The 12,217-nt window shown below is 69.1% G+C and carries 12 protein-coding genes; 7 read left to right on the top strand and 5 right to left on the bottom strand.

Features of this window, described 5'->3' with window-relative positions; genetic code table 11:
* The first annotated feature begins 34 nt into the window (after positions 1-34).
* Positions 35-313, top strand: a complete 279-nt coding sequence (locus tag AC27L4_RS16970) for a CopG family ribbon-helix-helix protein (protein ID WP_487143408.1) — start codon at positions 35-37, stop codon at positions 311-313.
* Positions 301-597: a type II toxin-antitoxin system RelE/ParE family toxin gene (locus tag AC27L4_RS16965; RefSeq protein ID WP_487143407.1), complete on the top strand. Its 297-nt coding sequence runs from the start codon at positions 301-303 to the stop codon at positions 595-597. The genes AC27L4_RS16970 and AC27L4_RS16965 overlap by 13 nt, the downstream gene beginning before the upstream one ends.
* A 19-nt stretch (positions 598-616) precedes the next feature.
* On the opposite strand, the gene lepA is transcribed toward AC27L4_RS16965, so the two are convergent.
* Positions 617-2,422, bottom strand: coding sequence for a translation elongation factor 4 (lepA, locus tag AC27L4_RS16960; RefSeq protein WP_487143406.1), 1,806 nt, complete (start codon positions 2,420-2,422; stop codon positions 617-619).
* 156 nt (positions 2,423-2,578) lie between these two features.
* On the opposite strand from lepA, the gene AC27L4_RS16955 reads away from it, so the two are divergent.
* The gene (locus tag AC27L4_RS16955) at positions 2,579-2,851 is read left to right on the top strand and encodes a hypothetical protein (protein WP_487143405.1); all 273 of its coding nucleotides are present in this window, start codon (positions 2,579-2,581) and stop codon (positions 2,849-2,851) included.
* Positions 2,852-2,993: 142 nt separating this feature from the next.
* On the opposite strand, the gene polA is transcribed toward AC27L4_RS16955, so the two are convergent.
* Genes polA through AC27L4_RS16935 form a run of 4 tightly spaced genes read right to left on the bottom strand, consistent with a single transcriptional unit; the run spans position 2,994 to position 9,786 of the window.
* On the bottom strand, positions 2,994-5,963 hold the full coding sequence (gene polA, locus AC27L4_RS16950) for a DNA polymerase I (protein WP_487143404.1): 2,970 nt from the start codon (positions 5,961-5,963) through the stop codon (positions 2,994-2,996).
* Positions 5,964-5,991: 28 nt separating this feature from the next.
* Positions 5,992-7,461 (bottom strand): FGGY family carbohydrate kinase, encoded by a 1,470-nt coding sequence (locus AC27L4_RS16945; RefSeq protein ID WP_487143403.1) that lies wholly within the window; start codon positions 7,459-7,461, stop codon positions 5,992-5,994.
* Positions 7,458-8,408, bottom strand: coding sequence for an NAD(P)/FAD-dependent oxidoreductase (locus AC27L4_RS16940; protein WP_487143402.1), 951 nt, complete (start codon positions 8,406-8,408; stop codon positions 7,458-7,460). The genes AC27L4_RS16945 and AC27L4_RS16940 overlap by 4 nt, the downstream gene beginning before the upstream one ends.
* Positions 8,398-9,786 carry an NAD(P)/FAD-dependent oxidoreductase gene (locus AC27L4_RS16935; protein WP_487143401.1) on the bottom strand — a complete coding sequence of 463 codons (1,389 nt, stop codon included), beginning with the start codon at positions 9,784-9,786 and terminating at the stop codon, positions 8,398-8,400. The genes AC27L4_RS16940 and AC27L4_RS16935 overlap by 11 nt, the downstream gene beginning before the upstream one ends.
* A 145-nt stretch (positions 9,787-9,931) precedes the next feature.
* Here AC27L4_RS16935 and AC27L4_RS16930 point away from each other — a divergent pair, with 145 nt between their 5' ends.
* The 4 genes from AC27L4_RS16930 to darT all read left to right on the top strand — a co-directional run bounded on the left by AC27L4_RS16930 (position 9,932) and on the right by darT (position 12,208).
* Positions 9,932-10,744, top strand: a complete 813-nt coding sequence (locus tag AC27L4_RS16930) for a HesA/MoeB/ThiF family protein (protein ID WP_487143400.1) — start codon at positions 9,932-9,934, stop codon at positions 10,742-10,744.
* Positions 10,745-10,762: 18 nt separating this feature from the next.
* Positions 10,763-11,134 (top strand): dihydroneopterin aldolase, encoded by a 372-nt coding sequence (gene folB / locus AC27L4_RS16925; protein WP_487143399.1) that lies wholly within the window; start codon positions 10,763-10,765, stop codon positions 11,132-11,134.
* Between the two features lie 247 nt (positions 11,135-11,381).
* Positions 11,382-11,564: a hypothetical protein gene (locus AC27L4_RS16920; RefSeq protein ID WP_487143398.1), complete on the top strand. Its 183-nt coding sequence runs from the start codon at positions 11,382-11,384 to the stop codon at positions 11,562-11,564.
* A 2-nt stretch (positions 11,565-11,566) separates the two neighbouring features.
* Entirely contained in the window at positions 11,567-12,208 is a 642-nt protein-coding gene (darT, locus tag AC27L4_RS16915; protein ID WP_487143397.1) for a type II toxin-antitoxin system toxin DNA ADP-ribosyl transferase DarT, read from the top strand.
* The last annotated feature ends 9 nt before the right edge of the window (positions 12,209-12,217 follow it).

The raw sequence follows: 12,217 nt of genomic DNA, 5'->3' as shown, positions 1-12,217 counted from the left end.
AGCGCATGGTATTACCTTTGACGAAGAAGTACTCATGGCATCGCCAACCTCACTCAAGCTCGATGACGAGCTGAAAGAGCGCGTGCAGCACTTGGCCAACGCTCGCCAGCGGACATCACATTGGATCATGCGCGAGGCCATCACCCAATATGTCGAGCGCGAGGAAAAGCGCGAGGCGCTGCGCCAGGACACGCTCAAGGCCTGGGAGGAATTTCGGGAAGCCGGACTGCACGCAACGGCCGACGAGGTCGAAAAGTGGTTGTCGAGTTGGGGAACTGAAAACGAACTGCCCCCGCCCGTATGCCACAAGTGATTTTCGCTCCGGCCGCGATCCGCGACCTCGAACGGCTCCGCGCTTTCCTGCACTGCAAAAGCCCTTCGGCCGCGAAGCGGGCAAGAGACGCCATCATCAAGGGCGTACAAGTGCTCGGCGCACATCCGCGCATGGGCCGGCTCGTCGAAGATCTCCCCGAACAATACCGGGAATGGCTGATCGACTTCGGCAATAGCGGGTACGTGGTCCGCCATCACCTTGACAACGATGCCGTGACGATCCTGGCGGTACGGCACCAGAAAGAAGTCGGATACGGCGGGTGAAGACGCGAGGACGATCCGCTCAGCCGTCGACCTTCAGCGCGGCGATGAACGCTTCCTGCGGAATGTCCACCTTGCCGAACTGGCGCATCTTCTTCTTGCCTTCCTTCTGCTTCTCCAGGAGCTTGCGCTTGCGGGTGATGTCGCCGCCGTAGCACTTGGCGGTCACGTCCTTGCGCAGGGCGCGGATGGTCTCGCGGGCGATGATCTTGGCGCCGATCGCCGCCTGGATCGGGATCTGGAACATGTGCTGCGGGATCAGGTCCTTCAGCTTCTCGCACATGGCGCGCCCCCGCCCCTCGGCGCGGGCCCGGTGCACCAGCATGGAGAGGGCGTCGACCGGCTCGGCATTGACCAGGATCTGCATCTTGACCAGGTCGCCCTCGCGATAGTCGGTCAGATGGTAGTCGAAGCTGGCATAGCCCTTCGACACCGACTTCAGCCGGTCGTAGAAGTCGAACACCACCTCGTTCAGCGGCAGGTCGTACTGCACCATGGCGCGCTTGCCGACATAGTTGAGGTCGACCTGCACGCCGCGGCGCTCCTGGCACAGCTTCAGGATCGCGCCGAGATAATCGTCGGGCGTCAGGATGGTCGCCCGGATCCACGGCTCCTCGATCGAGGCGATGCGCACCACGTCCGGCAGGTCGACCGGATTGTGCAGCTCGATCTGGCTGCCGTCGTTCAGGTTGACCTTGTAGACGACCGACGGCGCCGTGGCGATCAGGTCGAGGTTGAACTCGCGTTCCAGCCGCTCCTGGATGATCTCCAGATGCAGCAGGCCGAGGAAGCCGCAGCGGAAGCCGAAGCCCAGCGCGGCCGAGCTCTCCATCTCGAAGGAGAAGCTGGCGTCGTTGAGCCGCAGCTTGCCCATGGCGGCGCGCAGATCCTCGAACTGGGCGGCGTCGACCGGGAACAGGCCGCAGAACACCACCGGCTGGGCCGGCTTGAAGCCCGGCAGCGGCGTCGCCGTGCCCTTGCGCTCGTCGGTGATGGTGTCGCCGACGCGCGTGTCCGCCACCTCCTTGATCGAGGCGGTGATGAAGCCGACCTCGCCGGGCCCGAGCACCTCGACGGCCTGCATCTTCGGCCGGAACACGCCGATGCGCTCGACCTCGTAGACCGCGTCGGTGCCGATCATGCGGATGCGCTGGTTCTTCTTCAGCGTGCCGTCGACGATGCGCACCAGCACGACGACGCCGAGATAGGCGTCGTACCAGCTGTCGACCAGCAGCGCCTTCAGCGGCGCGTCGCGGTCGCCCTTGGGCGGCGGCAGGCGGGTGACGATCGCCTCCAGCACCAGGTCGATGTTGAGGCCGGTCTTGGCCGAGATCGGCACGGCCTCCGAGGCGTCGATGCCGATGACGTCCTCGATCTGCTGCTTGATGCGGTCGGGCTCTGCGGCCGGCAGGTCGATCTTGTTGAGCACCGGCACGATCTCGTGGCCGGCATCGATGGCGTGGTAGACGTTGGCGAGCGTCTGCGCCTCGACGCCCTGGCTGGCGTCGACCACCAGGAGCGAGCCCTCGCAGGCCGCCAGCGAGCGCGACACCTCATAGGCGAAGTCGACGTGGCCGGGCGTGTCCATCAGGTTGAGGATGTAGGCCTTGCCGTCCTTGGCGACATAGTTCAGCCGCACGGTCTGGGCCTTGATGGTGATGCCGCGCTCGCGCTCGATATCCATGCTGTCGAGCACCTGCTCGACCATCTCGCGGTCCGTCAGGGTCCCCGTCGCCTGGATCAGCCGGTCGGCCAGCGTCGACTTGCCATGGTCGATATGGGCGACGATGGAGAAGTTGCGGATGTTGTCGATCGTTTGCGTGCTCATGCGCGCGCAATAGCAGAGCGGCCCCGATGCGCCAAGGCAAACAGAGGGGGGACTCGTCCCGAGGGATCAGGCCGCACCACGTTCGATGGCGACAGCCGGCCCCATCGCCGTTGATCTTCGGCGGCTGCAGCCCATAGTCCGGCCATGACGACGTGATTGATCTTCGATCAGGAAGCTGTGGCCCGCAGGGCGGTCGAAGCCGGCCTCAGCCCTTCGGTCGAAGCCTTCATATCGGCTGCGATTCAAGCCCTCGATCACGAGTTGCACGTCACCGCCGAAGATTTTCTCGGTATGCCGACGGAGGAAATCCGCCGGGCAATCCAGGAGGGCCTGGACAGCGGCGAGGCTCTGCCTTGGGAAGGGGCGTCCCGTTTCAAGGCCCGCATGATCGAGAAATATCGCCGCGGGCCCAATGGCCGAGATCCTTAAAAGGATCATAAGGATACTACACGGCGCGAGAAGCCACGATAATCTGATCTGATCAACAGCGTGCACGGTGCAGCCTGGAGAGCGGCGAGCCAAGTCGCCGCGTCACCGATCCTGATCCGCGGACGATCTTCCTGTGGGCGCGTCAGTGTGCCTCTTCCCAGTTGCCGGCGCTGCGGGCGTCCACCCGCAGCGGCACGCGCAGCTTGAGCGCCGGCTCGGGTGCTGCCTCCATCACGCCGGCGATCACCGGCAGGCTCGCCTCGACCTCCTCCTGCGGCGCCTCGAACACCAGTTCGTCGTGCACCTGCAGCAGCATGCGGGCGGAAAGCCGGGCCTTGGCCAGGGCCGCGTCCATGCGCGCCATGGCGCGGCGGATGATGTCGGCGGCCGAGCCCTGGATCGGGGCATTGATGGCCTGGCGCTCGACGAAAGCGCGCTCCGACGGGTTCTTGGAGTTGATCGCCGGGAAATGGCACTTGCGGCCGAAGATGGTGGCGACGTAGCCCTTGTCCCGGCATTCGGCCTTGGCCGCGTCCATATAGTCGCGGATGCCGGGGAAGCGCTCGAAATACTTCTTGATGTAGGCGCCCGACTCCTCGCGCGAGATGCCGAGCTGGTTGGCGAGGCCGAAGGCGGAAATGCCGTAGATGATGCCGAAATTGATCGCCTTGGCCCGCCGCCGCACCATGGGATCCATGCCCTCGACCGGCACGCCGAACATTTCGGAGGCGGTCATGGCATGGATGTCGATGCCGTCGGCGAAAGCCTGGCGCAGTTGCGGAATGTCGGCGACATGGGCCAGCACGCGCAGCTCGATCTGCGAATAGTCGGCCGAGATCAGCCGGCAGCCGGGCGCGGCGATGAAGGCGGTGCGGATCTTGCGCCCCTCCTCGGTGCGCACCGGGATGTTCTGCAGGTTCGGCTCGGAGGATGACAGCCGTCCGGTCGTGGTCGCCGCCAGCGCGAAGGAGGTGTGCACGCGGTGGGTCCGCGGGTTGACGTAGCCGGGGAGCGCATCGGTGTAGGTCGACTTCAGCTTGGTGATCTGGCGCCAGTCGACGATGCGGCGCGGCAGCTCGATGCCCTGGGCCGCGAGATCCTCCAGCACGTCGGCGCCGGTCGCCCATTGGCCGGTCGCCGTCTTCTTGCCGCCCGGAATGCCCATCTTGCCGAACAGGATCTCGCCGAGCTGCTTGGGCGAGCCGATGTTGAACTTCTCGCCGGCGAGCTCGTGGATCTCCGCCTCCAGCCGCGCCGCGCCTTGGGCGAAGTCGCCGGACAGGCGCGACAGGATCTGCCGGTCGATGGTGATGCCGGCGGCTTCCATGCGCGCCAGCACCGCCACCAGCGGCCGTTCCAGCGTCTCGTAGATCGGCACCATGCCCTCGGCCACCAGCCGCGGCTTGAACAGCTTCCACAGGCGCAGCGTCACGTCCGCGTCCTCGGCCGCATAGGCGGTGGCCCGGTCGATCGCCACTTCCGAGAAGTTGATCCGGGCCTTGCCCGTGCCGGTGACCTGCGAATAGGCGATCGGCTTGTGGCCGAGGTGGCGCTCGGAGAGCTCGTCCATGCCGTGCGAGCCGAGGCCGCCGTCGAGCACGTAGGACATCAGCATGGTGTCGTCGTAGGGCGCCACGGCGATGCCGAGCTGGCTCATCAGCAGCGCGTCATATTTCAGGTTCTGGCCGATCTTCAGCACGGAGCGGTCTTCCAGCAGCGGCTTCAGCCGCTCCAGGGCCTGCTGCAGCGGGATCTGGCCGGGCAGCAGGCCTCCGCCGAACAGGTCGGCCTTGTCGCGGTGGGTCAGCGGCACGTAGCAGGCGCGGCCGGGCGCCAGCGCCAGCGAGAAGCCGACCAGTTCGGCCTGCATGGCGTCGAGCGAGGTGGTCTCGGTGTCGAAGGCGACGATGCCGCTGTCCCGCGCCTCGGCGATCCAGCGCTCCAGCCCCTCCAGCGTCGTCACCGTCTCGTAGGCCGCCGTATCGACCGGTATCGCCAGCAGCGAAGCCTTGACGCTCTCCGCCAGCGCCGCCGGCGTGCCGGCCGCGAGGCCCGCGGATCCCGCCGGCGCCTCCCTCGCGGCATCTGCGGCGGCAGCCGGCGCCGCGTCCGCCGGCTTGTCCTCCGCCGGAATGCGCAGGCGCTCGTCCGGCTCGATCGCCGCCACGTCGAGCCCGGCATCCTCGGCGATGCGCCGGGTCAGCGTGGTGAACTCCATCGCTTTGAGGAAGGCGATGGCGCCCCTGGCGTCGAGGCCGGGCGCGACGAGGTCGTCGAGCGGCACCTCCAGCTCAACGTCGTCGACCAGCGTCACCAGCTGCTTGGAGATGCGGGCGAGCTCGGCGTTCTCGATCAGGTTCTGGCGGCGCTTCTCCTGCTTGATCTCGGGGGCGCGGGCGAGCAGCGCCTCCAGGTCGCCATATTCGGTGATCAGCTGGGCCGCGGTCTTGATGCCGATGCCGGGCACGCCGGGCACGTTGTCGGTGGAATCGCCGGCCAGGGCCTGCACGTCGACCACCCGGTTCGGGCCGACGCCGAACTTCTCGAACACCTCCGCCTCGCCGATGATGCGCTCGGGCCGCGAGCCCTTGGCCTTCTGGTCGCCCGAGGCCGGGTCGAACATCACCACGCAGGGGCGGATGAGCTGCATCAGATCCTTGTCGGCCGAGACGATGGTCACGTCGGCGCCCGCCTCGCAGGCGATGCGGCAATAAGTGGCGATCAGGTCGTCGGCCTCGTAGCGGATCTGCTCGACCGGCATCAGCCCGAAGGCGCGCACCGCCGCGCGCATCAGCGGGAATTGCGGAATCAGCTCGTCCGGCGGCGGCGGGCGATTGCCCTTGTAGGCGGGATAGATCTCCTTTCGGAAGCTCTCCTCCGACTTGTCGAAGACGATGGCGAGGTGCGAAGGCTTGCGACCCATCACGCCTTCCCTGATCATCTTGTGCAGCACGTTGCAGAACAAGCGCACCGCGCCGGTCGGCAGCCGATCCGACCGGTAGTTGTAGCGCGCATCCTGGTTCATCGACTGGAAATAGGCCCGGAAGATGAAGGAGGAGCCGTCTACCAGGAAGACATGGTCGCCTTGTTGGACGGGGCGGGGCGCGGGCATGGCGGGGCTCTCGATTCTGCGAAAGGGATCATAGCGGCCGCGACGACGAAGGCGAGACCTGTGCGTCCGCCCCGAACCAGCCTTTCGAACGCTCGATAGCCCGGGTGAACACCGGCCTTGCCTGGCGAATCGCCGCGCCGGCGGCGGAGGGTTCGACCAGGCGATCCCCCCCGGCCGGGACCGGCGGCGGCTCGGCCCCCAGGCCGACGAAGCCCAGCATGGCGGCACCCAGCGCCGTGAGGTCGGCGCTGGCGCGCCGGCGAGCCGGGCGGCCCAGGGCGTCGGCCAGGAACTGGACGAAGCCATCGTCATGGCTGAGGCCGCCGTCGAGCGAGACGGCGCCCGAGGCGTCGGGACCGGTCAGCGCCTCGAGCAGCTCGACGGCGCGCAGGGCGATGCCTTCCCAGACGGCGCGGGCCATGTCGGCGGGCGCGGTGTCCTGGCGCAGGCCGATGAACAGGCCCGCCGCGCCGCGATCCCAGTGCGGCGCGGCCAGGCCCGCCAGCGCCGGCACGAAGACGAGGCCGCGCTCCAGCGCCGACGGTCCGGCCCCGAGGGCGCCGTCCATCGGCAGGCCGAGCGTCCGGCCCCAGCCGATGGCGGCGGCGGCGGTGAAGTCGCCGGCATCGAGGGCGTAGAGCGCCGCCTCGCCGGGCAGCTGCCAGGCCACGGTCGGCACCAGCCCCTCTCGGCCGCGCACCGACGCCGGGCCGCTGACGGCCAGGGCGAAGGTGCCGGTGCCGAAGGTGATCTTGGCGTCGCCGGAACTGCGGCAGCCATGGCCGTAGAGCGCCGCCTGCTGGTCGACGAGGCTCGCCGTGAGCGGCATCTCGGCGCCGCCGCGCCGAACGGTGCCGAACCGGCCGGCGCTGGGCAGGATCGGCGGCAGCAGGTCCGGCGGCACGCCGAACAGCGCCGCGAGTTCGCCGTCCCAGCGCCGCGCATCGAGATCCATCAGGCTGGTGCGCGAGGCCGTGGTGACGTCCGTCGCATAGCAACCGGCCAGCCGCTCGAGCAGGAAGGCATCCGAGGTCGCCAGGCCGAGCCTGCCGGCGCCGGCAAGCCCCGCCGCCTCCGGCACCTCGCGCAACAGCCAGGCGAGCTTGGAGGCGGAGAAATAGGCGTCGAGCGGCAGGCCGGCCCGCTCGGCCACCAACGCCCGCCGGGCGGCGTCGAAGCCGTCGAGCAGCGGCTGGGTGCGCTGGTCCTGCCAGACGATCGCCCGGTGCAGCGGTCGGCCGCTGTCGCGGTCCCAGGCGACGACGGTCTCGCCCTGGTTGGCGAGGGCGACGGCATCCGGCACGCCGTGGGCGGCGATCGCCCGATCGATCAGCGCATCGATCGCACCGGCGATCTCCGACGCATCGTGCTCGACCAGGCCGGGCCCCGGAAAATACTGCTGATGGGCGATGCCGCCGACCGTCTCGAAGCGGCCGTCGTCGAACAGGAGATGCGCCTTGGTCGAGGTGGTGCCCTGGTCGATGGACAGGACCTTCATGACGTCTCTCCCCGAAGTTCGCGCGCGATCGCCCGCGCCGCCGCCCGGCCCTCCAGGGCGCAGCCGCCGGAGCTGCGAACGCCGCGCAGCACATTGCCGGCGGCATAGACTGCGGCATCGCTGGTGCGGAAATCGCCCGATACGGCCGGGCCGCCCCTGGGGCCGAAGGCGAGGCCGGCCGCCCGTGCCAGCGAAGCCTCCGGCACCCAGCCGGCGGTGAAGATCACCGCGTCGCAGGCGATCTCCTCGAGGCGCCCCTCGGCATGGCGCAGGCTGACGCCGTCGACCCGCTCCCGGCCATGGATCGCCTCGACGCGGACGCCGAGTTGCACCGGCACGCCGAAGACCAGGCTGGCGCCGGGAGCCACGGGCCAGGGCGCCACGGCCCGCCGCGCTTCGCCGACGATCCTGAGCGGCTTGACGCCGACATGGCGCAGAGTCAGCAGGGCTGAGAACGACACGAGCTCGGTGCCGACGATCACCGGGGCACGACAGGGCGTGCGGCCTTCGAGATAGACGAAGCGCTGCAGCGCGCCGGTGGTGAGGACACCGAAGGGCCGCGAGCCGGAGACGAGGCGCGCGGCGCGCGTGCCCTCGCGCACGCCGGTGGCGAGGAGCAGGCGCCGGGCCTCGAGGCGATAGGGCCCGTCCGGGCCGCTGACCTCGGCGATTCCGCCCGGCCCCAGCGCCGTCACGACATGACCGGTGCGCCGGTCGAGCCCCTCGGTCGCCTGCCGCAGCATCGCGGCGTAGCGCGGGCCGGTCCAGAAGCGATGGAAATCCAGCATGCCGAAGCCACCATGGCCGCAATGGCGCGGCATGCCGCCCGCCTCGGCCTCGCGCTCGAGCACCACGGGCCGCAGCCCGGCCCGGGCGAGTTCGACGGCCGCCGACAGACCGGTCGGGCCGCCGCCGATGATGGCGACATCGGCCGATTCATGCCGCATGGGGCGCCTCCGCCACATCCCCCAGCCGCCCTTCCGCCAGCGAGCAGATCCGCGCCAGGCAGTTAAAGCCCTGGCATCGGCCCATCATCGCCCGGGTGCGGCGCTTCAGGCCGCCGAGGTCGCCGGCCGGCAGCGGCCCGGCCAGCGCGGCCTCGATCTCGTCGGCGGTGACATATTCGCACAGGCAGACGAGATCGCCACGCCCGGGGCGCTGGTGGTCGCGCGGCAGGTGCTCGGCGAGGTTCGGCATGCGGGGCCAGACCGGATCGGGCAGCGGCCTCGGCGCCGCGAAATGCGCGGCCACCAGCTCGGCCACATGCCGCCCGATGCCGAGCGCGGCGGTGAGGCCTGTCGACCGGATGCCGCCGACGACGATCCAGCGCTCTTCCGGCAGGGCCTCGATATAGAAGTCCTTGAACTGCGTCGCCGGGCGGATGCCGGCATAGGTGGCGGTGACCGGCTCCTCGCGCAGGGCCGGCACGATCCGCCAGGCCTCGGCGATCAGCGCCTCCAGCGCGGCGCGCTCCACCGTGCCGGTCTCGCGCTCCTCCTGCTCCTCGGCGGTCGGGCCGACCAGGACATTGCCGAAGATGCTCGGCGTCACCACCACGCCCTTGGTGCGCTCGTTCGGTACCGGCAGCACGATGGTGGAGAGGAAGCGGCGCGCCGTCTTGTCGAACACCACGAACTGGCCCTTGCGCGGCCGGATGGAGAAGGGGCTGGCGCGGTGCAGCGCCTCGACCCGGTCGCCGAAATTGCCGGCGCAGTTGACGACGAGGCGAGCCCGGACGAGGCCCCTGCCGGTCTCGAGGCTCCAGGCGTCGCCGGCGCGCCGCGCCCCGTGCACCTCGGCCCGGCGCAGGACCGTCGCCCCGTTCAGCACCGCCTGCAGCGCATAGGCATGGGGAGCCGACCAGGGGTCGATCAGATGCTCGCCCGGCACCAGCAGCGCGCCGGCCACGCCGGTCGCCAGGTGCGGCGCGCGCTCGAAAATCTCCTCGCGCGCCAGCGGCCGCACCCCGTGCACGCCGTTGCGGCGCGCCTGGTCGGCGATGCCCGGCAGCCGCTGCGTCTCCGCCTCGCTCCAGGCGGCGAGGATGGCGCCGGTCTCCAGCAGGGGCAGGTTCATGCGCTCGCGGATGGCGAGGTACTCGGCCCGCCCGGCCTGCATCAGCCGGACTTCCAGGCTGCCGGGCGGGGCGTCGAAGCCGGTGTGCAGGATGGCGGAATTGCCCTTGCTCGCTCCCGAGAGCAGGTCGCCGCCGCGCTCCAGCAGGACACAGGAGAGGCCGCCGAGCGTCAGCGCCCGCAACACGGCGCATCCGGCGAGGCCGCCGCCGATCACGGCGACATCGTAGAGCGGGGCATCGGACGACATGGCGGCAGATTAAGCGGGATTCTCCGCCGCGCCCAGAGGTCCGGTCCGGCGATGCCCAGAAACTCGCGGCGGCCGGACGCGCCGCGCATGTCCCGGCGGCCGCCCCGGCCTTTCACCGGACGCGCCGAACCTCTATCTTGACGCCATGGCCTTCTCCCCCGACGAACTCGAACGCTATGCCCGCCACATCGTCATGCGCGAGGTCGGCGGCCCCGGCCAGCAGGCGCTGGCCCGCGCCCGCATCCTGGTGGTCGGCGCCGGCGGGCTCGGCGCGCCGGCTCTGCTCTATCTCGCCGCCGCCGGGGTCGGCACGCTGGGCATCGCCGACGACGACACGGTGTCGCTGTCCAACCTGCAGCGGCAGGTGATCCACCGGACCGCGGATATCGGACGCCCGAAGACCGACAGCGCCGGCGATGCCGTCACCGCTCTCAACCCGCATGTCGCGGTCGAGGCCCATGCCGTCCGCCTCGACGCCGGCAATGCCCAGGCGCTGATCGGCCGCTATGACCTCGTGCTCGACGGCTCCGACAATTTCGACACGCGCTATGCCGTGTCCGATGCCTGCTTCTTTGCCCGACGCCCCCTGATCACGGGCGCGCTCGGGGTGTTCGACGCGACGCTCACCACCATCCGCGCCCATGAGGCCGGCGCCGATGGCCGGCCGAACCCGACATGGCGCTGCCTCTTCCCGGAGCGGCCGCCGCCAGGCACGGTGCCGAGCTGCGCCGAGGCCGGCGTGCTCGGGGCGCTTGCCGGCGTGCTCGGCTCGATGATGGCGCTGGAAGCGATTCGCGAGATCGTCGGCTTCGGCGAAAGCCTGGTCGGCCGGCTCATCCATATCGACGCCCGCGCCATGCGCTTCGCCGAGACGCGCTACGGCTGGGATCCCGACAATCCGCTGAACGGCGCGGCGGCGACAGGACGCGGCGATTCGGCTGTTGCGCCGGCCGGCTGACGGTGGCATCTGCGGGCGATGATCGAACCCGTCGCCGCCAGCCGCGTCTTCCTGCGCGCCCTCACCGTGGATGCGCATATCGGCTATTACGCCCATGAGAAGGGCGTGAAGCAGCCGCTCGTCGTCGACGTCGAGATGACGCTCGACCAGGACCGCTTCGGCGACGACGACATCCACCGCACCGTCGACTACACCGTCGTCGCCCGGCACGTCCGCACGCTGGCGGAAAGCCATGTCGACCTGATCGAGACCTTCGTCGAGCGGCTCGCCGATCTGTGCCTGGCCCTGGACCACGTCCTGGCCGTGCGGGTGCGCGTCGAGAAGCCCCGGGCGGTTCCGGGCGCCATGGCCGGCGTCGAGGTGGTGCGGCTGCGCCGGCCCGCGGCCTGATCTGCGGGGCCGCCCGGCCGGCCCGCCCCCTGAGCTCGACGTCATCCGAACCTGACGGGCGGCGAGACGGCGCTCGCCGCGCGAAGTGCCGAACCGTGCCGGCCGGATCGCTTGGCAAGCGCAATCCCTTTCGGGCATGCTGCGCCCGGACGACGTCCGTCGAGACCAGAACAGTAGACGAAACGGTCGATGACGAGAATGCCAATGGGCCTATCGGCAATACCGATCTGGAGGAGGCCGCAGCCTGATGGGCGTGCCAACTGAACCTATTCTCGACGTCATGCGCCGTTCCATGGCCAACCTTAAGTTCGAGGAATCTTGGGGCACCGTCATCGCGGTCGATGGCATGCGTCGGTTTCTCGACCGGTTTGCGGAACTGATCGAGGAGCGACACAAGGCCTCCGGGTGGTATGGCCGTAGGGCCGCCTGACGATGTCCGTTCCGAAGCGCCCCCAAATCTACCACATCGTTCACGTCGACAATCTTGCCTCGATCGTCGCAGACGACGGTCTGTCGCCGGATTCGGTCATGCTTCAGCGTCAAGGCGGAACCATCATTGGCATGGGCAGCATCAAGCAGCGGCGACTCCGCCTGCCGATATCCTGCCACAACGGTACGAACGTGGGCGAATGCGTCCCGTTCTATTTTTGTCCACGTTCGGTCATGCTGTTTGTAATCCATTGCAAGAACCATCCCGAACTGAGCTATCGGGGTGGTCAGGAGCCGATTGTCCATCTCGAAGCCGATCTGCATCAGGCCGTCCAATGGGCGGCCGCGAATGGGCGGCACTGGGCCTTCTCACTTTCGAACGCTGGAGCGTTCTATGCGCAGTTCCGTGCGCGACTGGACCAATTGGACCAGATCAATTGGGACGCCGTCGCGGCGAGGGATTTTCGGTCGGCGGACGTGAAAGAAGGCAAGCAGGCCGAGTTTCTCGTGCAGCAGTCGTTTCCCTGGCACCTCGTAGGGCGCATCGGCGTTCACTCCCAGGCGATGGTGCCGAGAGTTTCCAGCGCGATGCAAAATGCGGCGCACAGGCCAGTGATCGAAATCAGAAGAGACTGGTATTACTGAAGGGATGGC

Source organism: Labrys sp. Lb11 (genome assembly GCF_057554225.1).
This window is presented reverse-complemented; position numbering and strand designations above follow the sequence as displayed.

Coding starts and splice junctions, on each gene's coding strand:
- AC27L4_RS16920 (WP_487143398.1), top strand. CDS start 11,382: ATGGGCGTGCCAACTGAACCTATTCTCGACGTCATGCGCCGTTCCATG.
- darT (WP_487143397.1), top strand. CDS start 11,567: ATGTCCGTTCCGAAGCGCCCCCAAATCTACCACATCGTTCACGTCGAC.
- lepA (WP_487143406.1), bottom strand. CDS start 2,422: ATGAGCACGCAAACGATCGACAACATCCGCAACTTCTCCATCGTCGCC.
- folB (WP_487143399.1), top strand. CDS start 10,763: ATGATCGAACCCGTCGCCGCCAGCCGCGTCTTCCTGCGCGCCCTCACC.
- polA (WP_487143404.1), bottom strand. CDS start 5,963: ATGCCCGCGCCCCGCCCCGTCCAACAAGGCGACCATGTCTTCCTGGTA.
- AC27L4_RS16965 (WP_487143407.1), top strand. CDS start 301: ATGCCACAAGTGATTTTCGCTCCGGCCGCGATCCGCGACCTCGAACGG.
- AC27L4_RS16970 (WP_487143408.1), top strand. CDS start 35: ATGGCATCGCCAACCTCACTCAAGCTCGATGACGAGCTGAAAGAGCGC.
- AC27L4_RS16935 (WP_487143401.1), bottom strand. CDS start 9,786: ATGTCGTCCGATGCCCCGCTCTACGATGTCGCCGTGATCGGCGGCGGC.
- AC27L4_RS16930 (WP_487143400.1), top strand. CDS start 9,932: ATGGCCTTCTCCCCCGACGAACTCGAACGCTATGCCCGCCACATCGTC.
- AC27L4_RS16940 (WP_487143402.1), bottom strand. CDS start 8,408: ATGCGGCATGAATCGGCCGATGTCGCCATCATCGGCGGCGGCCCGACC.
- AC27L4_RS16945 (WP_487143403.1), bottom strand. CDS start 7,461: ATGAAGGTCCTGTCCATCGACCAGGGCACCACCTCGACCAAGGCGCAT.